A 23163-nucleotide genomic window follows, 5' to 3' on the forward strand; every position below is an offset into this window, starting at 1 on the left:
ATGGAAATCAATACGATTATTGGCATCGTTGTTGCCATTATTATCATGCTAATTGGCTTAAGAATGATTTTAAAAAAGCCGAACCATGCTGAACCCTCGCTAGACAGTGATTTGCATATTAATCCTGAAAGTAATCAACCGGTTATCCCTCGTCATGTACGAGATCAACTTGAACAGCCAGAAGTTACTGTTGCGTCAGCAGCCGTTGCTGAACGAGTGGAACCAACTTTAAGCGAGCCAGCACAGTCAGAAGAAAAGGGAACAAAAGAACTAGAACAGGCTTCACAAGCTCAAACAGTCCAGACACAAGTACCCGTTGAAAATACGCCAGTAGAAGTAGAAGAAGTTAAAGCTGAAGAAAATACTGTTAGCCCAACTGTAAGTGAAAATAGTTCAGTTGAGTTAGTTGATACCGTTTCTGCTGAACCAGAAGTTGTTAGCTCATCAGAACCAAAAGTTGCAGAAGGGCAACCGAAAACTGAGCCGGAATTAAGCTTAAATCCAAATATCGAAACTGCTGAAATTGCTGAGTTTGAAGGTGAAAGCAACATTCTTGATGTACATTTACATGAGCAGCAGCGTTTTGATGACGAAAGTGCGTTAGCAATGGCTGAGCAGATTATCGCATTAAATGTATATCCAAATCCGCGCCGTGCGTTATCGGGTGATAAAGCACTGAAAGTGCTTTTAAAATATGGTCTACGTTACGGTGAAATGTCTTGTTTCCACCGCTATGAAAATACCGATGAGCCGAGTGCATTGATGTTCTCTGTATTGCGTATGACTGATAATGGTCCTGCTGGTTTCGATTTAGAAACTTTATCGACTGAACAAGTTCAAGGCTTAGCATTTTTCCTTGCACTTCCAAACAGCAAAGCTGTTACCGGTTTTGACATGATGACCAGTATTGCAGGCCTTATTGCTCGTGAAATTGATGGTAAGGTTTATGATGAAAATAACCTTGAATTTACGCCACAGTTAAAAGAACATTGGCGCCATCATGTGATTGATTATCGTCCAGCACAGGCAACAGCCTAGTTTAAATTTTTGGTATAGGTTGCGATAATTGTAATATATCTAGTCGCAGCTCAGGGTGGAGAAATTTCCACCCTTTTTTATGGTGAATAAAATAATGGCAATAACTTCCGTGATCGAACAGATGCGTCAGCTTATTCAACTGATTGCAAAGCATAACCATGCCTACTATGTCATGGATCAGCCGACAATCTCGGACAGTGAATATGATCATTTATTTCATCAGTTAAAAGCTTTAGAAGAACAATATCCGGAACTTGTACAAGCCGACTCACCAACAACAAAAGTAGGTGGTCAAGCGCTTTCAAAATTTGAGAGTGTGACGCATGTGGTCCCCATGCTTTCACTTGGTAATGTATTTAACCAAGAAGACTTATTTGCATTTGCACGCCGTGTAGAAGAGCGACTTCCGAACCAGAAAGTACAATATGAAGTTGAGTTAAAACTCGACGGCCTTGCGATTTCACTATGGTATGAAAATGGTGTACTTGTTCGCGGTGTAACCCGTGGGGATGGCGAAACGGGGGAAGACATTACTCAAAACGTTAAAACTATTCGTAACTTACCTAAAGTTCTGCATTCAGAAAAATATGAAATACCTCGTCTACTTGAAGTACGTGGTGAAGTATTGATGCCAAAGTCTGGTTTTGAAAAACTCAATGCTGACCAAGAAGCAAAGGGAGAAAAAACCTTCGCTAACCCTCGAAATGCAGCCGCAGGAAGTTTAAGACAACTTGATCCAAATATTGCTGCTGCTCGACCTTTGGCATTTTATGCGTATGGGATTGCACAGTGTGAACCGAATCATGGCCTGACAACCATGCATGATAGCTTACAATGGTTAACGGAACTTGGGTTCCAAATTGCTGAGCGTCAGTACTTGTGTAATTCAATTCAAGAAGTACAGCAGCGCTATGAGCAAATTCAGCAAGAACGTCCAAACTTGCAAGTTGAAATTGATGGCATGGTGGTGAAGGTTGATGACCTAAAACAACAACAGCAGCTTGGTTTCTTAAGTCGTGAACCACGCTGGGCAACTGCTTATAAATTCCCGGCACAAGCTGCATTAACTACAGTTGAGCAGATTGACTGGCAAGTAGGGCGTACAGGGACTTTGACCCCTGTAGCACGCTTAAACCCTGTTTTTGTGGGTGGTGTGACTGTTTCTAACGTAACGTTGCATAATATTGGGGAAATTCATCGTCTGGATGTACGCATTGGCGATACGGTAAGTGTATATCGTACGGGTGACGTGATTCCTAAAGTAGAAAAAGTTTGGCCGGAGTTCCGTCCTGCTGAAGCAGAAGTTGTTCATTTACCAGAGTCCTGCCCAGTATGTGCTTCGCCTGTAGTGATGCCTGAAGGTGAGGCTCTCGCACGTTGTTCAGGCGGTTTATATTGTGCCGCACAGCGTATTGAAGCCATTCGTCACTTTGTATCGCGTAAAGCGATGGATATCGAGGGCTTGGGAGATCGTTGGGTAGAATCTTTATTACGTCTCGATTTACTTAAAGATGTTGCTGATATTTACCATTTGCATGAGCACAGAGAAACTCTCTTGGGCATCGAAAAAATGGGAGAAAAGTCAGTACAGAACCTAATAGATGCGATTGAAGCAAGTAAGAAAACAACTCTAGCACGTTTTATTTATGCATTAGGTATTCGTGGAGTAGGTGAAACAACGGCTAGAATGTTAGCAAATACATTTCAGACGCTAGAGGCACTTAAAGCTGCGAATGTAGAAGCTTTAAAGAAAACCCCAGATGTAGGGGATATTACAGCAGAGTGGATTGCTGACTTTTTCTTGGCACCGCATAACATTGAAGTACTCGATCGTTTAATTGCCGCAGGAATTCATTGGGATGCACCAACAGCACCAACGCGTCAACCTTTAAATGGTGAAAGCTGGGTACTTACAGGTACATTAGAACAAATGACCCGTGATCAGGCCACTCAAATGCTACAAGCATTAGGTGCACGAGTAAGTGGGAGTGTTTCTAGCAAAACAAAATGTGTAGTTGCTGGTGAGAAGGCGGGTTCAAAATTAGAAAAAGCTGCGAAGTTAGGTATTCCCGTCATGAATGAAACAGATTTCTTATCACTCATGGCAGGCTATGGGCAAACTTTGAGCTAAAAGGTTAGCGAAATAAGAACCATTGATTTTAGTTACAAATTTATAAATTGATGGTTTTTGCTATATTTGAACGCTTGTCTGAGCATATAAATCGGACAAGCGTTTCTTTTTGCAAAGGAAATTTAAATAACTTAAACTGCAAATGCGTATGTTTCTCATTTTAATTTGATAAAAATCATAAACTTAACTATTTTTTGTTTTGCAATCATTTTTAAGTTTGCCCATAATAGACTCATACGATAGGAGATTTATTATGCGTGGCAATCCAGAAGTCATAGACTATTTAAATATGCTCATTGGCGGAGAGTTGGCTGCCCGTGATCAATATTTAATCCATTCTCGTATGTATGAAGATTGGGGCTTAAACAAGATTTATGAACGTATTGACCATGAGATGCAAGAAGAAGCGTCTCACGCCGATGCGATTATTCGTCGTGTATTATTTTTAGGTGCCAAACCAAACATGCATCGTGAAGATATCAATGTTGGTACAGACGTTGTATCTTGCTTAAAAGCTGATTTAGCACTTGAATATCATGTGCGTGAAAAATTAGCGACAGGTATTAAACTTTGTGAAGAAAAAGGCGACTACATCAGTCGTGACATGTTACGTCAACAATTATCAGATACTGAAGAAGACCATACTTACTGGCTTGAAAAACAGTTGCGTTTAATTGAACTGATTGGCCTGCAAAATTATATCCAGTCTCAAATTTAATGACTTGAAAAACCCAGCCTAGGCTGGGTTTTTTATTGGCTCATTTTAATAAAATGAAGTCACCGTTTAAATGTTAATTCTGCCAAATTGAATATATTCAAAGCCTTACTACATAAGGCTTTGGTAGTTACAAAAAAGTCAGAAAATTTGTATCAGACCCCATGTTTTTTCTGTGGAATTGGATATAATTTCGCCAACAAAAACCCTTGCCTAGAAATTTAATGAGGCAAGGGTTTTTCTATGGGGAATCGGTTGGTATGGATCGCCAATGGTTTTATGGTGAGCTTCGCGTATATGTTATTTTCCAAACCTGCTGTTTTAGATACAGCTACTCTCTTAAGTACACAACGATTAGCAACTCGTCTTAGCTTTTTTAGCTTGGGCTTTGCGATATCTGCATGGGCACCACTTATTCCGTATGCTCAGCAACGTTTAAACCTAAATCACGCAAATTTTGGTTTATTGCTGCTTTGTATGGGAATCGGCTCAATGATTGCTATGCCTGCGACTGGGGCTTTAGTTAAGCGTTGGGGATGTCGTCCATTAATTGCTATGGCGACCATACTCTTGATGGTATTACTACCAAGTTTAACGATCTGGCATAGTCTTGTATCGATGGCTGTAGCGTTATTCATTTTTGGTACGGCAGCAGGTAGTCTTGGCGTTGCTATTAATTTACAAGCAGTTGTGGTGGAAAAGCACAGCTTACGTGCGCTCATGTCTAGTTTTCATGGTATGTGTAGCCTTGGCGGTTTAATCGGTGCCATGCTTGTCACTGCACTATTAGCAATTGGCCTTTCACCACTCATGAGCACATTGTCTGTAGTCATGGTTTTATTGGTGGTGAGCTTTGTTGCCATTCCATCTGCCTTAACAACATTTGAGCAAGATGAACAAGGTGCAGCGGAAATAACTGACGCGCCTAAAAAATCTTCACGTCCGAACGGTACGATCCTTTTGATTGGGATGATGTGTTTTATTGCCTTTTTGTCAGAAGGTGCGGCAATGGATTGGGGTGGTATTTATTTAACTAGTAAATACCAGCTTAATCCTGCCTTTGCTGGGCTGGCTTATACTTTCTTCGCGCTTAGTATGACAAGTGGTCGTTTTGCAGGGCATATCTTGTTAAAACAGTGGGGTGAGAAAACTATTGTGACTTATAGTGCAATTGTCGCTGCTCTTGCTATGGTCACTATTGTGATGGCACCTGTTTGGCAAGTTGTCGTATTGGGTTATGCACTTTTAGGTTTAGGCTGTTCTAATATTGTACCAGTCATGTTCTCTCGTGTTGGACGCCAAAATGATATGCCTAAAGCAGCGGCACTGTCTTTAGTGTCAACGATTGCTTATACAGGTTCATTAAGTGGCCCAGCCTTAATTGGTTTGATTGGCCAGTGGACTAGCCTAACCACTGTCTTATCAGGAGTGGCGGTTTTATTAACCATGATTGCTATACTTAATCGCTTTACTCTTGTGAAGGCAAAGTAATCTAAGCTTGCTTACCAGCCGCGGAACATCGAGTAAAACATCCTCGATGTTCCATAAGCTTAAATTATTATAAGACATGGTAAGTGGGTTGATACTTTTCTTGTAAGGACAACTTGGACTTTGTGAATGTCGGAGAATTTTCTAAATCCTTCAAGAAATTATTTCGCCAATCACTCAGGTCAGTAGCTGCTAAACCTTCTATTAACTGTTCATAACGATTAATACGTTCAGCTTTAGACATCTCTAGAGCGGTTTTTAAAGAATCCATCATGGCTGCTCTATCTAATGGATCAACAATCAATGCTTGAGTCATTTGTTCAGCAGCACCGGCATATTTAGATAAAATCAGCACACCTGGGTTCTCTGGATCTTGAGCCGCAATATATTCTTTTGCGACCAAATTCATACCATCACGTAATGAGCTAATCCAGCAAATGTCAGAACGACGATAAATATGCATCAAGCTGTCATGTTGAACTGTGTCGAAGCAACAGTCGATAGGTCGCCAATCTTCATGAGCAAACTCTTCATTAATCAGTTCTAATTTGGCCTTAAAGCGTTGGTATAAGCGTTGATAGGCTGGAATATCTGTACGTGAAGGCGTTGCAACTTGAAGGTGACGTACCAATCCATGATATTCAGGATTAGTTTCAAGGAAAGTTGCAAATGCATTGAAACGTTCAAGTAAACCTTTTGAATAATCAATCCGGTCAACCCCAATAATTGTTTTTTGACGTGGTATATCTTCAAAGTTAAATACGTATGGTGTATGAAAGGCCTGTTGTGCTTGGCGCTGAATAAGCTCTGGCTGAACACCGATAGGATAGGACTTAATCAAGATTTGACGTTTCTTATAACTGATTCTGTCGCTTAGTATTTTTTGAGCTTCAAGTAAGCCCATACAAGTTTGCATACAGGTGTTCTGATCGGTTTGAGTTTGTAAACCAATCACATCATATTGGCAAAGATCTTGGACCAACTGTAGTGCAACTGGGATCTTGCGCCAGATATTTAAGCTTGCGAAAGGAATATGCAAAAAGAAACCGATTTTATTTTGCATACCTAATTCACGGCAATGACGAGCTACGCTGAAAAAGTGATAGTCATGCACCCAAATCAGATCATCAGGCTGAGCAATCTGTTGTAATTTTTCAGCAAATAAACGATTGACCTTTTGGTAGGTATTATATTCTTCTGCATTATATTCGATCAGGTCATCCCGATCATGCATGGCAGGCCATAATACTTTATTGGCAAAACCACAGTAGTACTGTGCATATTGCTGATGTGTAAGAGGGCAGGTAATATAGTCGATCCCATGAGAATATGCCTGATCGAATTCAGGCGCTTCAGTATCGGTAATTTGCTGACCATTCCAGCCTAACCAAATGCCGTTACTATCATTTAATGCGTCTTGTACAGCTACTGCAAGGCCACCTGCTGAAGCCTTACCCGATGGCATACTAATTCGATTCGATAACACGATTAATTTAGACATATTTGTTCTCCATTCTGATCTTGACTATTTTTGACGTATAACTTTTTTATTTTTTCTAGGAAGAAAAAAAGAAAATTAGAAACACTATTAATATCTTTTAATCTATATTGAGCTTCTGTTTTACCAGAACCTACTTTAATTGAAGTGCCAAACTGTTGGTTAATAAAAATGAAACCTGTTTCATCCGTTAAATCATCTCCTATAAATATGGGATGGGTTAACGGTAAATTAAGATGATTTAATATTGTTTGTATTGCTTTACCTTTATCTGCCTGTTTAGGTAATAATTCAACGACAAATTTTCCTCTATTTAATTTTAATTGAGGATAAAAATATTTAATCTGTTGCATAATATAAATTGCATTATCTTCTAATTCCGGGTTTTTTCGATAATGTAAAGCAATAGAATGTTCTTTATCCTCAATTAATAAATCAGGATATTTTTCACAAGAATTTATAATATCTTCTTTTAATTTTTGAAAATTAATATCGCTTAAATCTGGGCGAATATAAGTATCAGAATCAAAATAAATATCTAAACCATGTAAGCCCGCTATAGGTAATTCAATAGACTGAAGTAGCTTACTTGCTGTTTCAACATCACGTCCTGTTACAGCAATCACCGGTATATTTAATTCAATAATTTTTTTTATAACTTCTAAGGTGGTATTTGGAATAAAACTATGCTCAGGATGAATTTGAAATGGAGCTAATGTTCCATCAATATCCAGAAATAAACAATAATTTTTATCTGTAGGTAAGGTATTTATAATATCATTGGGTGTAACAAAATATGTATATTTTTCTCTCCCATCTGATATTATACTTTGATTGTTCATATTTGCCTGCCCATATTTTTTGATCAATATTTAATCTTCTAACATTAAAATGAATTGATGAGTCATTTTTTTTAATAAAAAAACATAAGTATTAACATTAATTACATTGCATAATGGATTTATGGGTGAAGTGTGGATTATGTTGTTTTTTGATTTGCTTCAATGTTTAGATAATTAAATTTTTGTATATTTCATATAAATATTTTAGGCCTTATTTATCAATATATTTCAGAATATTTAACAGCCCTAAATAGTTGATTTTACTTTTTTGAATTCGATTTTTATATTGATTTTAAAAGATATTTTAAATTGATATTAATATATAATTTCCATAAATTTGTCTTTGAGCGTGCATATGAAGTTACAAAATAAAATTTTATTGATTACAGGTTGGGGAGTAGGAGTAGAACCTTTGCACTCGTTAAAATTAGGTTTAACGAAAGCTGGGTATGACACGCAACTTATTAATATTTTTAATGTTTTAGGTTGTGACTTTCACGAGCAGCTTGATTTTTTAACTGATATTGATGTGGTTGTAGGTTGGTCTTTAGGTGGACAGTTAGCAACATATCTGGTTGACTTTTTTTATAAACAAACGGGCCAAACTAAAACGTTAATTACGCTCGCGTCGAATCCTTGTTTTGTTGCTACCGATAATTGGCAAACAGCAATGCCTACTGATGTTTTTAGTCAATTTAAAGCGTCTTTTTTACAGAACCCGCAAGCCACTTTAAAGCGTTTTTATTATTTAATTACACTTGGCTCATCTCAAGCGAAACAAGATTGGATGAGTGTACAAAATATAGCAAACCCGCCGTCAAATGAACTTTTATTAGCGGGGTTGCAAATGCTTGAGCAGCTAAACTTGGTAGATAACTTGAAAAACTATCTGGGTCTACAGCTTCATCTGTTTGCTGAGCAAGACAATGTCATTCCTTGCAAAATTATAGAGAATTTTAAGGATTTCGCTACAGAAAACATGACTTATAAGTTGCTAAAAGACGCTACACATGCTTTTCCCTACTTACAGGTGGAAAGAACAATTGAAGAAATCTGCCAATTTTTAACAATTCATCAGCAAAGTTCATAAGCTTTGATTGATCTCGCAATTTTCTTTCATTCTTAACAGGTTTAACATGTGCTAAATGAAAGATTTAATTGCTGTAAAAGGGTATAGAGGATGACCGATAATTTTGATTTGGAACATATTTGGCATCCATATACTTCAATGACCCAACCTTTACCTACATTTAAAGTGAAGCGTGCCTATGGGGCAACGATTGAACTTGATGATGGTAGAACTTTAATTGATGGTATGTCATCTTGGTGGTGTGCAATTCATGGCTATAACCACCCTGAGCTTAATCAGGCAGTGACTGACCAGCTACAAAATATGTCTCATATCATGTTTGGCGGTTTAACTCATGATCCTGCTATTGAACTTGGCAAAATTCTTTTAAAAATTACACCACCGAGTCTCGATAAAATTTTTTATGCAGATTCAGGTTCGGTTGCCGTTGAAGTTGCTTTGAAAATGGCTGTGCAATTCTGGACAGCACAAGGCCAGCCACAAAAAACAAATTTTATTACTACACGTTCTGGTTATCACGGTGATACATGGAATGCGATGTCTGTTTGTGATCCAGTGACAGGCATGCATCAGATTTTTGGTACAAGTTTACCGAACCGTCTTTTTGTAGCAGCTCCGCAAACCAAATTTCATGAAGAGTGGAACCAAGAAGATATTGCCGAGCTAGAGCAAGCTATTCAGCAAAATCATGAAAACCTTGCTGCACTGATTATTGAGCCGATTGTCCAAGGTGCAGGGGGCATGCGCTTTTATCATCCTGAATATTTACGTCAGGCTAAAGCGCTTTGTGAAAAATATCATCTGTTATTAATTTTTGATGAAATTGCCACTGGTTTTGGTCGTACAGGTAAGCTCTTTGCTTGGGAACATGCTCAAGTTGAGCCAGATATTATGTGCCTAGGTAAAGGGTTAACAGGCGGTTATATGACTTTATCTGCGACCTTAACGACAAAGCATGTAGCAGAAACCATTAGTCGCGGTGAGGCTGGGGTATTTATGCACGGCCCAACTTTTATGGCCAATCCACTCGCTTGTGCTGTTGCTTTAAAAAGTACGCAATTATTAATTGAGCAAGATTGGCAGGCCAATATTAAGCGAATTGAGCAACAGCTTAGTCAATATTTAATGTCTTTAAATCAGCTTGATTATGTTGCCGATGTAAGAGTGCTCGGTGCAATTGGTGTGGTAGAACTCACCTTTAATGTCGATATGAAAACTTTACAGCAACAATTTGTAGAGCGTGGAATCTGGATTCGTCCTTTTGGAAAATTAGTTTATGTCATGCCGCCTTATGTCATCACTCAACAAGAGTTAAGTGACTTGCTCGAACAGTTGGTTGAAGTAGTTAAAACGATGCAGGGGGCACATTAAGATGTCATTGCTCGATCATTTTGCTACAGAGTTAGATGAGTTAAAACGACAAGGTAATTTCAGACAATTTACCCAAAATGTGCAGCATGGCCGTTTTATTACGATTCAAAATAAAACGATGCTCAACTTAGCTTCAAATGACTATCTTGGGTTGGCGGCTGATATTGATCTTCGCCAAGAATTTTTAGATTACTATCCATTAGAACGCAGCTATTTTAGTTCTTCATCTTCACGTTTATTAACGGGCAATTTTGATGAATATGAACAGTTGGAAAATAGCCTAAGCCAAGCATTTGGTGGTCGGGCGGCTCTATTATTCAATAGTGGCTACCATATGAATATTGGTATTTTGCCCGCTGTTGCTGATAGTAAAACTTTAATTCTGGCAGATAAGTTAGTTCATGCCAGTATGATTGATGGGATTCGTTTGTCTGGTGCCCAGTATGTGCGCTATCGACATAATGATTTTCAGCATTTAGAGCAACTTCTACAAAAGTATCATGATGATGACCAGATTGAACGAATTATTGTGGTCACGGAAAGTATTTTTAGTATGGATGGCGATGAAACAGATTTAACCGCTTTAGTCCAGCTTAAAAAACGCTTTGCTAAAACCATGTTATATGTCGATGAAGCGCATTCAATTGGCGTACGTGGACAGCAAGGTTTAGGGTGTGCCGAACAATATAATGTAATTCAGGAAATTGATTTTCTAGTTGGTACCTTGGGTAAAGCGCTAGCCGCAGTCGGTGGTTATATTATTTGCCATCCAATTATTAAAGATTATCTCATTAATAAAATGCGTCCGCTTATTTTTAGTACCGCACAACCTCCGATTGTTATGGCATGGGCAAATTTTATTTTTAAAAAAGTATTAATGGCTCAATCTCAACGTGAACATTTAAAAAATATTAGCCAATATCTTCAACAAGCAGTGGTGCAAAAGGGGTATGTGAGTCCATCGACCAGCCATATTATTCCAGTGATTGTGGGAGAGAGTCAGGCTACTATCGATAAGGCGAAACAGGTTCAGGAAAGCGGTTTTTATGCCATGCCTGTACGTCCACCAACAGTACCTAAAAATAGTTCGCGTTTGCGCATTTCCTTAACATCAATGGTTGAGCAACATGAACTTGAAGCATTGGTGAGTTTCCTGTGAGTTTGAATAAAGATTTGGTTGCCCAACGTTTTGCTAAAGCAGGGCAAAGCTATTCAAAGCATGCAATTGTCCAAAAACAAATTTGCCAAAACTTAACGAACTTACTCAAGCAATTTTGTCCAAGCGCGATGTCACGTGTCTTTGAAATTGGTTGCGGTTCTGGCAATTTAACTCGTCTGCTTGTTGAATCTTTTCAAATTGAAGATTTAGTTTTAAATGATTTGTATGCAGAGGTGCAACAGCACTTTAATCATGAAGAACATGTGAAATGGTTAATTGGAGACGTTGAAACCTTAGAATTCCCTCAGCAGCTCAATATGATTGTTTCCGGTTCAGCTTTGCAATGGATGCAAGATTTACCACGGCTACTTCAACATTGCTATGCTGCTTTAAATGAGCAAGGCTGGCTATGCTTTTCAACATTTGGTCCTAGAAACCTAATTGAAATTAAAGAGCTAACCGGACAAGGTTTAAATTATTGGAATCTTGAAAATTGGAACAGTGCCTTAACTCAGGCTGGTTTTGAGATTTTGCATTTGGCACAGTCAGAAACTCAGCTTTATTTCGATGCGCCTAAAGCCGTGTTGCAGCATTTAAAAGCAACAGGTGTAACGGCAACTGCTCAGCATCGTTGGACTAAGCAAACTTTACAGCAGTTTTATCAAGATTATGACCGGTTTAAGCACGCTGAGGGGTACTCCTTAACATATCACCCGATTTATTGTATTGCCCGGAGAATGAAGTAAATGAGTGGCCAGATCTATTTTGTGAGTGGGATTGATACCGAAATTGGTAAAACCTACGCAACAGGTTTTTTAGCAAAATTATGGACTGAGCAGGGTAAAAAAGTGATTACCCAAAAACTCATTCAGACAGGTAATGCTGATATCTCAGAGGATATCCAGAAGCATCGTGAAATTATGGGGCAAGGTTGGTTTCAGGAAGATCATGACAAGCTGACTATGCCGGAAATCTTTAGTTATCCTGCTTCACCTCATTTAGCAACGCGTCTTGATAACCGAGAGATCGATTTTCAAAAAATTGAGAATGCGACTCAAACATTGGCTGAGCGTTTTGAAATTGTATTGTTAGAAGGTGCAGGTGGCTTAATGGTACCCTTAACCACCAGTTTACTTACTATTGATTACGTTGCTCAGCATCAGTTTCCTGTTATTTTGGTGACGTCTGGTCGTTTGGGGAGTATTAACCATACATTGCTTAGTCTCGAGGCGCTTAAGTCACGTGGTCTGAAACTAAAAGCTTTGGTTTACAACCTAAAAGATGAATCAAAAGATCCATTAATCTCTCAAGATACTTCAAATTATTTGAAGGATTATATAGCGATTCATTTCCCTGAAGCTGAATGGATTGAACTAGCAAAAATGAATTAATTAAAAAAGTAGGCCATAAAAAAACCGCTCAATTTAGAGCGGTTTTTGATTTAAAAACTTTACTTAGAACTTTTTAAATCCACGGTTAAAACCAGTCGATTTGCGCTGATTGCCTGTGTTAGCTGGCGCTTCTTTTTCATCATCACGACGTTGCTGACGTAAGTAACCACCACGGCGTGCTGCCATTGGCTTTTCTGTCATACGTTCGGTGCGACGTTTTGCCATGCCAAATAAGCCTGTACCTTGACGTGGTTTTAACTCAACAGATTTTGCCAAGTTGTCTATGTCAGTTTTGTCGAGTTCCATCCAGCGACCAGTACGTAATTCGCGTGGTAAAATGACAGTACCGTAGCGAGTACGCAATAAGCGGCTTACTTTAAGGCCTTGTGATTCAAAAATACGGCGTACTTCACGGTTACGGCCTTCTTTCACTACAACTTGATACCAGCGGTTAATACCTTCACCACCAATTTCAGAGAAAGATTCGAATTTGGCAGGGCCATCTTCAAGCTCTACACCATTGACCATGTTTTGACGTAATTGTGGTGTTACTTCACCCATTACACGTACAGCGTATTCACGTTCAATTTCATTAGATGGATGCATTAAGCGGTTAGCAAGCTCGCCATCGTTTGTAAAAAGTAATAAACCTGTACTGTTAATATCTAGACGGCCTACCATTACCCAACGGTCATTTGCAATTTGTGGTAAATGATCAAATACGGTTGGACGCTTTTCAGGGTCATTACGTGAACAGATTTCACCTTCTGGTTTATAATAAATCAGTACACGACGACGAATTTCATCTTCGATCTGGAACTGAACTTTACGGCCATCAATGCGTAATTCATCGCCTGGTTCAATGCGCTCGCCAACTTGGGCAATGCGGCCGTTCACACTCACGCGTCCTGCGGCAATAACCTCTTCCATATATCGGCGAGAACCTAATCCGATTCGCGCTAATACTTTTTGCAATTTTTCACTCATGACAGCACAACCTTAGACATAATGATCAACAGTCCACCTCTTTATGACTTCGGTGCATTTGCATCGAGAGCCATAAATGCTTCCTTGGCGTTCTGCAGGGGAGGCAATTGGCCTAGAGAGGCTAGACCAAAAGCATTCAGAAATTGAGGCGTTGTAATTAGCAACGCAGGTCTTCCGGGTAAATCTCTAAAACCGGCTTCTTTAATCCAGTTCCAGTCAAATAGCGTTCTGAGAATCTGACTATTATTAGATACACCACGAATTTGTTCAATATCAGCACGTGTGACCGGTTGATGATACGCAATGACAGCCAACGTTTCTAGTAATGATGGTGACAGTTTTGTTGGTCGCTCTGGCCAAATCTGCGCAATGATATTGCGATATTTGGATCTTACCTGAAAACGAAAGCCCTGCGCAGTTTCAATCAACTCAATGGAACGGCCATGTTGTAAAAGGGCAAGCTGTTGTAAAAGCTGACGAAGCTGTTGTTTGTTATATTGATTATTAAATGCTTCTTTTAAACGGGCAATTGAGACAGGCGCTTCACTAGCAAAAATAATGGCTTCAAGCTGTAATAAAACTTCATGATGAATATCGGCTAATGACAAATCATTATTATTTTGTTCAAAACTGCTCATATTGAAGACCCTTGAATAGCTAGTGGAGCTTCAACTCCTGTAGCAATAATCTTAATCTTTTGTTGTCGGGTCAATTCTAAAACAGCCATAAAAGTTACAACCATTCCCATACGGCCTTGTTGGGGATTAAGTAATTCTTTAAAACTTAACACGTCGCCTGACTCTAATTTCTCTTCAATATAAGCAATACGTTCTTCTAACAGTACAGGCTCTTGCGCAATTGTGTGTGTTACAGGTTCCGGACGGTTAAATACACAGAACAAAGCATCGTGTAATGCTGAAACATCATAACCTTCATAAACAGGTGCAATATGACCTAAGCTTACATTGGCACTGAATGTATCACGGTCAAGAACTGGCATTTGGCCTAAACGTTCAGCGGCTTGTTTAATGCGTAAATAAGTTTCGAGTCGATCAATAAGATCCTGTTTAGGATCTTTTTCGATGCTTACTACAGTAGGCTTAGGTAAAAGTAAGCGAGATTTCAAATCAGCCAATAAAGCAGCCATGACCATATAGTCGGCAGTCAGCTCAATGTTTAAGGATTTCATACTATCCATATAAGCCAAATATTGAGTTGCAATAGGAGCAATATCAAGCTGGATGAGATCAAAACCGTTTTTTTGAATCAGATAAATTAAAAAGTCGAGTGGTCCTTCAAACTGTTCGAGCAAAATCTCAAAGGCAGCTGGAGGAATATAAAGATCCTCAGGAATCGTATCGTGCCACTCATCTAAAACACGGATGTGTGGAACGTCTTCCATGGATTGATGAAGTGATTGGTTCATTACGATTATAAGCCACGCGAATTTTCAAAAGCATGAGACTTGTTTTTCAAGTCAATAAGAGCTGTAGCAGAAGAACAGCAGATAGTGAGAAGCATTCTAAAGGAATTGTGACTTTTAATAAATTGCTTAACGACTAAAGTGTAAAAAAAATCCAAACTAAATAAAGAGTATTTTTTTTCTTGATAATGCTTTTTTTTAAACTATTGGTAAAAAATGAAAAGTAAGTGCTTATTCAAAAGCACTTACATCACCGACACCACGACGAATAATTTCAGGATGCTCACCTGATAAATCAACAATACTCGTGGTTGTTAAAGTACCAAAACCGCCATCAATAAAGACATCAATACGCTTAGCTAATTGATTTTCAATATCGTAAGGATCATCTAGTGGATCTTCTTGCCCCGGTAAAATTAATGTACTGGTGAGTAAAGGTTCACCGAGCTCTTTTAATAAAGCCTGACAAATTGGATTACTTGGAATACGTAGACCAATCGTTTTCTTTTTAGGGTGCATTAACCTACGTGGAACTTCACTGGTTGCCGGTAAAATGAAAGTGGTGATGGCTGGTGTATTTGCCTTTAGTAAACGGTACGTCGCATTATCAACTTTGGCATAAGTCGCGATATCTGATAAATCGCAACACATAATTGCATATTGATGTTTAGGACCTAAACCACGAATCTGGGCAATCCGTTCCATCGCATTTTTATTACCAATCTGGCATCCGATTGCATAGGCAGCATCGGTAGGGTAGACCACAACATCTCCGGCACGAATACGCTCAACCGCTTGTTCAATGAGGCGTTGCTGTGGATTTTCAGGATGTACATGTAAATGCAGCATATTTTAGAGACTCCATCACGCCATTATTAAAAATAGTATTAGACCTTTCAAACTTATGAAGCAAGTAACTTACGTAGTTTTTTTGTCATTTAATCAAGGAGTTCACGTTTAAATTCATTTAATTGTAATGCTGCACCTGCTCGCGTACATTGGCAAATACATTCAATGAATCTTGCTGCATCGGCAGGCAACTTTGCTTCACCAGAAAAGTAACGTTGAACTTGGGCATAAACATTATCTTTAAACTTTCTGCCATCTCCACCATCGCCCGTAAGGTTATCTAGCGAGACTCTGAATTTTCTGCCAAAAGACTGTGCAAATAACCATTCAATGGCTTGAGGTTTGATTTCTACTTGTTCAAATAAATCTTGCTGTTCTTTAGTTCTGCCATCTGGCGCATACCAATAACCTAAATCGGGTAATAGGCGACGTTTTGCACCTGCAATTGTCCAATGGCTAATTTCGTGAAGAGCACTATTGAAAAAACCATGAGCAAATTGAATTTTCGCTGGCTCATGATCGTTCGCCGGGAAATATTCTGGTTCAAATTCTCCACGAACTAATGTCACATTATGGTGGGAAAACCAGTGATTAAAGTGTAAAATAAGCCAATCAACTTGCTCAGACTCTAATTTTGAGCTTGGCCATGGTGAGAGTTGCACCACGTCAGGTAAAAGAGGGTTCTGGTGGGTTGAATGGGTGCAAACGAGTAATGAAGTGTTAACTTCAGGTTGCGGCTGCAACAGGTGCATTGCTTAATTTACCCCGAGTTCTGTCTAAAGAAGTACAAAATTGTATCTTAATCTTTGACAGAGTACCGATGAATTTGTAGAATTGCCGCCTTAATTATGTCAGCAAATACCTTTCCGGCACAGATTGAGCCGTTTAAATGGGCTGAACAAGGCTTTACATGGTCAGGTCAACTGCCATTGTCTCGCTTTGCTCGTATTGCTCGTGAAGCTGTTGGGTCAATTGATAACCAATTGATCAACATAGACTGTAAGCTATCAATGGATGCCTATCATCGCATTGTGTGGTTAGATGGTCACATGGAAACAAAAGTTCCAATGGAGTGCCAACGTTGTTTGGAACCTGTTGAAATGCCAATTGTTTCTGACTTTCATATTGCACTTGTAGATGATGAGTCACTGATAGAGCGCTTGGATGAGGATGCTGATTTCATCGTTTTAGGTGAAAGTGAGTCTTCGACAAAAGGTGATTTTGATACACCTGCCTCGATCAACTTACTCGCATTACTAGAAGATGAACTGTTATTGTTGATGCCTTTATCTCCCAAGCATGATGCTTGTGAACATAAACATCAACCTACCATTCAGAACGTTGTCGAAGAGAAACGGGATAATCCGTTTGATGTTTTGGCAGGTTTGAAGGGTAAACTTAACTCATAATTTGTGTTATGATTATGGGATAAGACAACTGAATTTGTTCTGATCCATTTTTTCGATCTTTGTAAGGAGCCATCATGGCCGTTCAGCAAAACCGTAAAAGTCGCTCTCGCCGTGACATGCGCCGTTCACATGACGCTTTAACCGAGAATGCATTAACAGTAGACCAAGCAACTGGTGAAACTCATCGTCGTCACCACGTGACTAAAGACGGTTTCTACCGTGGTCGCCAATTATTCGCTAAAGCAGCTGATGCTGAATAATTGCATGATATGCATTAAGCGTGATGCTTAAGTATAGAAAAAATGGGAGCGAAAGCTCCCTTTTTTTGTTGTTTTTCGCAATTATAAATATACAAATTAAATGTTAAATTTCCTCTCCAGAGAAATGAGTGAAAACCCAAAAAGGATTTCTTATGTCTGCTAAACGTCTTGAACAAGTAGCTTTAGCCACAAAAACTGCATTTGTGTTTCCAGGTCAAGGTTCACAAAAAGTTGGTATGCTCGCTGAACTCGCAGAACAGTTTAGTGGAGTTGGGCAAACTTTTGCCGAAGCTTCAGACGCGCTAGGATTTGATCTTTGGCACATTGCACAAAGTGGTGAAGGTTTAGACCAAACAGAAAATACCCAGCCTGTCTTATTAACTGCCAGTATTGCTTTATGGCGTTTATGGTTAGATTTAGGTGGTTTAGCTCCTAAATACCTTGCAGGTCACTCTTTAGGTGAATACAGCGCTTTAGTTGCAGCAGGTTCAATGAGTTTGGCGGATGCAGTTAAGTTAGTTAATTTGCGTGGAAAACTCATGCAAAATGCTGTTCCTCAAGGGGAAGGCGCTATGGCTGCTATTCTTGGTTTAGCTGATGATAAAGTAGTTGAATTGTGCCAGAGCGTATCTGCATTAGGCCAAGGTTCAGTTGAAGCAGCAAACTATAATTCACAAGGTCAAGTTGTGATTGCTGGTAGTACTGCATCTGTACAGCAAGTTATGGCATTGGCAAAAGAACAATCTGCTAAAGCAATTGCTTTACCGGTTTCTGTTCCATCACATTGTTCATTGATGAAGCCGGCAGCAGAAAAATTTGCAGAAGCTTTGGAACAAACTGCCATTGAGCTACCTACCATTCCTGTAATACAAAATGTCAACGCGGGAATTGCTACCGATGTTGCTCAATTACGTCAGGCTTTAACAGCACAATTGTACCAGTCTGTACAATGGACACGTACCATGCAGTCTCTACAAGACCAAGGTATTCAGTACATTGTTGAGTGTGGCCCAGGTACAGTATTGAGTAATCTCGCAAAGCGTTTACCAAATATTGAAAAAGCTTTTTCTATTGATAGTAAGAGCAAAATGGAAGATGCCCTAAATGCTGTTTTAGTGGCAGAAGGAAAAATTGCATGACACAAGAACGCAAAGTTGCATTAGTAACGGGCGCGAGTCGGGGCATTGGCGCTGCAATTGCCCAGCAACTTATTCAAGACGGTTATTTTGTCGTAGGTACTGCGACTTCTGAATCTGGTGCACAAAAGCTAACTGATAGCTTTGGTGAACAAGGTGCAGGTTTGGCTCTCGATGTGCGTAATCTCGATGAGATTGAAGCAGTCGTGTCTCATATTGAACAGAACTATGGTCCTGTACTTGTTCTCGTTAACAATGCAGGTATTACGAAAGACAATTTGTTGCTTCGTATGTCGGAAGATGATTGGGATGACATCCTTAATATCCACCTTAAAGCCGTTTATCGTTTATCTAAACGTGTGCTTAAGGGTATGACGAAAGCACGTTTTGGTCGCATTATTAATATCAGTTCTGTTGTAGCTCACTTTGCAAACCCAGGCCAAGCGAACTATTCTGCTGCTAAAGCAGGTATTGAAGCATTTAGCCGTAGTCTTGCAAAAGAGATGGGTAGCCGCCAAATCACTGTAAACAGTGTGGCACCAGGTTTTATTGCAACAGAAATGACAGATGCACTTAGTGAAGACATTCGCAAAAAAATGAGTGATCAAGTGGCTTTAAATCGCTTAGGCGAGCCACAAGATATCGCAAATGCGGTGAGTTTCCTTGCAAGTGATAAAGCAGGTTACATTACCGGTACGGTATTACATGTAAATGGTGGTTTATACATGGCCTAACGCCGATGTATAAACTTTTAAAAATTTTTATATTCAATTAAACTAGTGGCAAATCAAACGCCACAAGCAATGAGGAGAATTCCTGTGAGCGATATCGAACAACGCGTTAAACAAGCGGTTGCAGAACAACTTGGTCTTAAAGCTGAAGAGATTAAAAACGAAGCATCTTTCATGGATGACTTGGGTGCTGACTCTTTAGATTTAGTTGAACTTGTTATGTCTTTCGAAAATGACTTCGACATCACTATCCCTGATGAAGATTCAAACGAAATCACTACAGTTCAATCTGCAATTGACTATGTAACTAAAAAACTTGGTTAATTCGCATATTGCTGATTAAAAAAGAAGGCCACCGGAAGGTGGCTTTTTTTATACGAGTAAGATAATTGATAGAGATACATATTTTTACAAGATCAACCTCAATTGATAGCAGAGGTATCTCTTTTTTCAAGTATAACAATAAGGGTCAGTTTAATGACTTTACTATAAACAATAATATGAGGACTAAATAATGGGTCTTTTTGATTTTGTAAAAGGTATTGGTAAGAAAAATACCGCACCAGCAGAACCACAAGCAGCTCCAGCAACACCAGCAGAACCTTCTGCACAAGAAATTGCGAATAAATTATTGGGATTGATTAAAAGCTTAGGCCTTGGGGTGGAAGGCTTATCTGTAACATATAATGGCTCAACTGACACTGCTATTATTAAAGGACAAGTCCAAAGCCAAGCAGATAAAGAAAAAATCATTCTTATTGTGGGTAATGTAGATCATGTGGCACAAGTAGATGACCAGATGACTGTTGCAACTCCTGAGCCAGAAAGCAAATTTTATACAGTGAAATCTGGTGATAATCTTTCAAAAATTGCTAAAGAGTTTTATGGTGATGCCAATCAATATCAAAAAATCTTTGAAGCGAATAAACCAATGCTGAAAGATCCAGATGAGATTTTTCCAGGACAAGTTTTACGTATTCCTCAATAATAGGAATATAAAAAAGGCGCTTAAAGCGCCTTTTTTATTTATTGGTTAAAACCGTTTTGGAATCTTTTGTCCATTGAGTACAGGTGTTTCAGCATTTTTTAACACACCAAATAACCATGTTTCTGCATGTTGAACTGCAATTTTTAAAGAGTCACCTAGAGCTAAACGACCTGCAATGAAACTCGCTAATGAACAACCTGAGCCATGATACTCACCTTCAAGGCGCGGACATGTACTACTTGCTGCAAGCTCGCCATCAATATATAAACTATTTTTAATAAAGTCAGGTGTATCTTCGTGTCCACCTTTCACTAATACAGCCTTGGCACCCATTTCAAATAACTTTTGGGTTGCCTGATCTAAGTCGGTAACGCCTGTTAAAGCGCGCAATTCAACTGTATTTGGAGTAATGAGTGTCGCTAGGGGAATCAGTTCAACAAATGCTTTAACTAAAGTTGCTTGGTCTCCTAACGAACCGCCACTGTTTGCAACTAAGACAGGGTCAAGTACATATTGATAGTCAGGATGAGCACGTAAAAATTCGGCTAGAGCCGCAATATTGTCGGTAGTGCCTAGCATGCCAGACTTAACACATTTAATGGGTAAATCGCCTACAACAGCATTTGCTTGGGCTAATAATAGTTCTTTTGAGGTTGCTTCAAAGCCAAATACTTGTTGAGAATTCTGAATGGTGAGGGCTGTACATGCAATTGCTGCATGTGCACCACTTTGTCCAATCGCTTCAATATCGGCTTGTAAACCTGCACCACCTGAAGGGTCTAAACCCGAGAAACAAAGTACGGTTGGACGCACGGTTATTTCCTTTTCAATTTAAATTTACGTTAGTATAAGAGAGTTTAATTAAACTCTCGACCAATTGAATTAAATACTTTACTGGGTTAGTGATTGAATGGCTATAAAACATATTTTGATTGATTTAGATGGAACCTTAACAGATCCTAAAGTTGGTATCCATACATCAATTCGTTATGCAATGGATAAGTTAGGTTATCCATTAGCTGCCGATTTAAATATTGATTGGACGATTGGCCCACCTTTAAAAGCGTCATTAGCAAAATTATTAGCTACTCAAGATGATGCACTAGCTGAGCAAGCTTTACTTGCTTACCGTGAGCGTTTCTCGGTGATTGGTTTATTTGAAAATGAAGTATATCCATCTGTTGCGGAAACACTTAAGGCCTTAAAAGCAGAAGGGTATCGGTTGTTCGTTGCTACTGCTAAACCAACGATTTATGCAAAACGAATTTTAGATCATTTTGAATTAAGCCAATATTTTGTACAAATTTACGGTAGTGAATTAACGGGTGAGCGGACCAATAAAGCTGAGCTTATCCATTATATTCTTGAACGTGAGCAATTAAACCCAGAAGAATGCCTGATGGTGGGTGATCGTCAATATGATGTTTTAGGCGCCCGCCATAATGGTATTGAAGCGGTAGCGGTGACTTATGGTTATGGGACACCAGAAGAACTTACTCAAGCACAACCTAAAGCAAAGATTACAAAATTTTCTGAACTTTTAGATTATGTTGAAGAACAGGCCGCACAAAAGAAAGTTTCTTAAATTTCAAGAATTATAATTTAGAGGTTTGACCTGCAAGTGAACAAGTCAAACCTTTTTATTTATTTTAAATACCGTGTTGCTGGCGGTATTGAACAAGTTCTTCAATCGTAATCACAGTTAAATGATGAGTTTGAGCATATGCTAAAACTTGAATTCCTGATGCCATTGTCCCATCCGGATTGGTTAATTCGCATAACACTCCAGCAGGTTTTAAACCAGCTAATCTTGCTAGATCAATAGTCCCCTCCGTATGACCTCGACGGGTAAGCACGCCACCATTACGTGCGCGTAATGGGAAAACATGGCCTGGACGGTTAAGATCAGTTGCAACAGCACCATCTTTAATAGCAGTTTTAATCGTTGTTACACGGTCTTTAGCAGAAACGCCAGTGGTAACGCCTTGAGCAGCTTCAATAGTCACTGTAAATGCAGTATGAAACTGACTTGAGTTTTGAGAAACCATTGGTGGAAGTTCAAGATGATCAGCTAACTCTTCAGTAAGGCATAAACATACGATACCTGAGCCATCACGAATCATACGTGCCATGGTCTCAACAGTTAGGGTTTCTGCTGCAACAATTAAATCTGCTTCATTTTCACGATCGAAGTCATCCATCACCAAGACAGGTTTGCCTTGACGGATATCTTCTAATGCTTGTTGAATGCGTTGCTCAGCAGGAGAGAGGGCTGAGAAAAAAAGTTCTGGTTGAATTAAACTAGACATAATGAAACGCTCTCGTAAGAATACGGTTGAACATTTCAGGACTGATGCAAAAACAGGCTGGCACTGAAATAAAATGGATTTATTTCAGTTCGTCGTCTTCTTTCATCCGGACTATACCGTCGGCTTTGGAGTTTCACCAAATCTGCTCAAATTACATAATTTAAGCTCGTGGGCTTGTTAATTTAACAATAAAAATTAACTTTACCACCGGTGGGGAATTACACCCCGCCCTGAAGCGATGGGTTTTATTATAGCGCGCTTGGCAAAATTGGCTAGATGCTTTTGTAGAATGCTAAGTCTCTTTATGAATAAGTATTTTCATAAATTAAAATAGGCTTTTTAACAAGA

General features: G+C 39.1%; 25 protein-coding genes and 1 riboswitch. Of the genes, 16 read left to right on the forward strand and 9 right to left on the reverse strand.

Annotated features, from left to right (window positions below; all coding sequences use genetic code 11):
- The 4 genes from EG365_RS12195 (at position 1) to EG365_RS12210 (ending at position 5375) form a co-directional block, all read left to right on the forward strand.
- Positions 1-1038, forward strand: coding sequence for a cell division protein ZipA C-terminal FtsZ-binding domain-containing protein (locus EG365_RS12195; RefSeq protein ID WP_000405211.1), 1038 nt, complete (start codon positions 1-3; stop codon positions 1036-1038).
- Positions 1039-1132: 94 nt separating this feature from the next.
- Positions 1133-3169: an NAD-dependent DNA ligase LigA gene (gene ligA / locus EG365_RS12200; protein WP_001018842.1), complete on the forward strand. Its 2037-nt coding sequence runs from the start codon at positions 1133-1135 to the stop codon at positions 3167-3169.
- 253 nt (positions 3170-3422) lie between these two features.
- Positions 3423-3887 (forward strand): heteropolymeric bacterioferritin subunit Ftn, encoded by a 465-nt coding sequence (ftn, locus tag EG365_RS12205; RefSeq protein WP_001214863.1) that lies wholly within the window; start codon positions 3423-3425, stop codon positions 3885-3887.
- Between the two features lie 294 nt (positions 3888-4181).
- Positions 4182-5375, forward strand: a complete 1194-nt coding sequence (locus tag EG365_RS12210; protein ID WP_002000178.1) for an MFS transporter — start codon at positions 4182-4184, stop codon at positions 5373-5375.
- 67 nt (positions 5376-5442) lie between these two features.
- Here EG365_RS12210 and EG365_RS12215 read toward each other — a convergent pair whose 3' ends face one another.
- Both EG365_RS12215 and otsB read right to left on the reverse strand, forming a co-directional pair.
- Positions 5443-6873, reverse strand: coding sequence for an alpha,alpha-trehalose-phosphate synthase (UDP-forming) (locus tag EG365_RS12215; protein ID WP_000040106.1), 1431 nt, complete (start codon positions 6871-6873; stop codon positions 5443-5445).
- Positions 6861-7712 (reverse strand): trehalose-phosphatase, encoded by an 852-nt coding sequence (gene otsB / locus EG365_RS12220; RefSeq protein WP_001064784.1) that lies wholly within the window; start codon positions 7710-7712, stop codon positions 6861-6863. The genes EG365_RS12215 and otsB overlap by 13 nt, the downstream gene beginning before the upstream one ends.
- A 355-nt stretch (positions 7713-8067) precedes the next feature.
- Here otsB and EG365_RS12225 point away from each other — a divergent pair, with 355 nt between their 5' ends.
- From EG365_RS12225 to bioD, 5 genes are all read left to right on the forward strand, one after another.
- Positions 8068-8802 carry a hydrolase gene (locus tag EG365_RS12225; RefSeq protein WP_000776145.1) on the forward strand — a complete coding sequence of 245 codons (735 nt, stop codon included), beginning with the start codon at positions 8068-8070 and terminating at the stop codon, positions 8800-8802.
- A 90-nt stretch (positions 8803-8892) separates the two neighbouring features.
- Positions 8893-10173, forward strand: a complete 1281-nt coding sequence (gene bioA / locus EG365_RS12230) for an adenosylmethionine--8-amino-7-oxononanoate transaminase (RefSeq protein ID WP_000131430.1) — start codon at positions 8893-8895, stop codon at positions 10171-10173.
- Position 10174: 1 nt separating this feature from the next.
- The gene (locus EG365_RS12235) at positions 10175-11332 is read left to right on the forward strand and encodes an 8-amino-7-oxononanoate synthase (RefSeq protein ID WP_000054334.1); all 1158 of its coding nucleotides are present in this window, start codon (positions 10175-10177) and stop codon (positions 11330-11332) included.
- Entirely contained in the window at positions 11329-12078 is a 750-nt protein-coding gene (bioC, locus tag EG365_RS12240) for a malonyl-ACP O-methyltransferase BioC (protein WP_000055843.1), read from the forward strand. Before EG365_RS12235 ends, bioC begins: the two co-directional genes overlap by 4 nt.
- Positions 12079-12723, forward strand: coding sequence for a dethiobiotin synthase (bioD, locus tag EG365_RS12245; protein ID WP_000016597.1), 645 nt, complete (start codon positions 12079-12081; stop codon positions 12721-12723).
- A 63-nt stretch (positions 12724-12786) separates the two neighbouring features.
- Here bioD and rluB read toward each other — a convergent pair whose 3' ends face one another.
- The 5 genes from rluB to EG365_RS12270 form a co-directional block, all read right to left on the reverse strand.
- Positions 12787-13710 (reverse strand): 23S rRNA pseudouridine(2605) synthase RluB, encoded by a 924-nt coding sequence (gene rluB, locus EG365_RS12250; RefSeq protein ID WP_001291248.1) that lies wholly within the window; start codon positions 13708-13710, stop codon positions 12787-12789.
- Positions 13711-13751: 41 nt separating this feature from the next.
- The gene (gene scpB / locus EG365_RS12255; RefSeq protein WP_000093856.1) at positions 13752-14348 is read right to left on the reverse strand and encodes an SMC-Scp complex subunit ScpB; all 597 of its coding nucleotides are present in this window, start codon (positions 14346-14348) and stop codon (positions 13752-13754) included.
- Entirely contained in the window at positions 14345-15136 is a 792-nt protein-coding gene (locus EG365_RS12260) for a segregation and condensation protein A (protein WP_001076479.1), read from the reverse strand. Before EG365_RS12260 ends, scpB begins: the two co-directional genes overlap by 4 nt.
- Before the next feature lie 228 nt (positions 15137-15364).
- Entirely contained in the window at positions 15365-15982 is a 618-nt protein-coding gene (locus EG365_RS12265; RefSeq protein WP_000902820.1) for an L-threonylcarbamoyladenylate synthase, read from the reverse strand.
- Positions 15983-16071: 89 nt separating this feature from the next.
- A complete protein-coding gene (locus EG365_RS12270; protein WP_000550438.1) occupies positions 16072-16734 on the reverse strand; it encodes an elongation factor P hydroxylase in 663 nt (220 codons plus the stop codon).
- 96 nt (positions 16735-16830) lie between these two features.
- On the opposite strand from EG365_RS12270, the gene EG365_RS12275 reads away from it, so the two are divergent.
- From EG365_RS12275 to lysM, 6 genes are all read left to right on the forward strand, one after another.
- The gene (locus EG365_RS12275) at positions 16831-17391 is read left to right on the forward strand and encodes a YceD family protein (protein ID WP_001275712.1); all 561 of its coding nucleotides are present in this window, start codon (positions 16831-16833) and stop codon (positions 17389-17391) included.
- 74 nt (positions 17392-17465) lie between these two features.
- Positions 17466-17651, forward strand: a complete 186-nt coding sequence (rpmF, locus tag EG365_RS12280) for a 50S ribosomal protein L32 (protein ID WP_000290730.1) — start codon at positions 17466-17468, stop codon at positions 17649-17651.
- A gap of 152 nt (positions 17652-17803) precedes the next feature.
- A complete protein-coding gene (gene fabD / locus EG365_RS12285; protein ID WP_001274814.1) occupies positions 17804-18790 on the forward strand; it encodes an ACP S-malonyltransferase in 987 nt (328 codons plus the stop codon).
- A complete protein-coding gene (gene fabG, locus EG365_RS12290) occupies positions 18787-19521 on the forward strand; it encodes a 3-oxoacyl-ACP reductase FabG (protein WP_000191300.1) in 735 nt (244 codons plus the stop codon). Before fabD ends, fabG begins: the two co-directional genes overlap by 4 nt.
- 84 nt (positions 19522-19605) lie before the next feature.
- Positions 19606-19842, forward strand: a complete 237-nt coding sequence (acpP, locus tag EG365_RS12295; RefSeq protein ID WP_001279871.1) for an acyl carrier protein — start codon at positions 19606-19608, stop codon at positions 19840-19842.
- Between the two features lie 190 nt (positions 19843-20032).
- Positions 20033-20506 (forward strand): peptidoglycan-binding protein LysM, encoded by a 474-nt coding sequence (gene lysM / locus EG365_RS12300; RefSeq protein WP_000522216.1) that lies wholly within the window; start codon positions 20033-20035, stop codon positions 20504-20506.
- Between the two features lie 45 nt (positions 20507-20551).
- Here lysM and EG365_RS12305 read toward each other — a convergent pair whose 3' ends face one another.
- Positions 20552-21319 (reverse strand): hydroxymethylpyrimidine/phosphomethylpyrimidine kinase, encoded by a 768-nt coding sequence (locus EG365_RS12305; protein WP_001247938.1) that lies wholly within the window; start codon positions 21317-21319, stop codon positions 20552-20554.
- 97 nt (positions 21320-21416) lie between these two features.
- On the opposite strand from EG365_RS12305, the gene EG365_RS12310 reads away from it, so the two are divergent.
- Positions 21417-22091 carry an HAD-IA family hydrolase gene (locus tag EG365_RS12310; protein WP_000985175.1) on the forward strand — a complete coding sequence of 225 codons (675 nt, stop codon included), beginning with the start codon at positions 21417-21419 and terminating at the stop codon, positions 22089-22091.
- A gap of 64 nt (positions 22092-22155) precedes the next feature.
- On the opposite strand, the gene ribB is transcribed toward EG365_RS12310, so the two are convergent.
- Positions 22156-22815, reverse strand: coding sequence for a 3,4-dihydroxy-2-butanone-4-phosphate synthase (gene ribB / locus EG365_RS12315; RefSeq protein ID WP_000096538.1), 660 nt, complete (start codon positions 22813-22815; stop codon positions 22156-22158).
- A 90-nt stretch (positions 22816-22905) separates the two neighbouring features.
- Positions 22906-23056, reverse strand: a riboswitch (FMN riboswitch).
- Positions 23057-23163 lie beyond the last annotated feature (107 nt).

The sequence above is a fragment of the Acinetobacter sp. FDAARGOS_494 genome, assembly GCF_003812225.1.
Classification (GTDB): Bacteria; Pseudomonadota; Gammaproteobacteria; order Pseudomonadales; family Moraxellaceae; genus Acinetobacter; species Acinetobacter baumannii.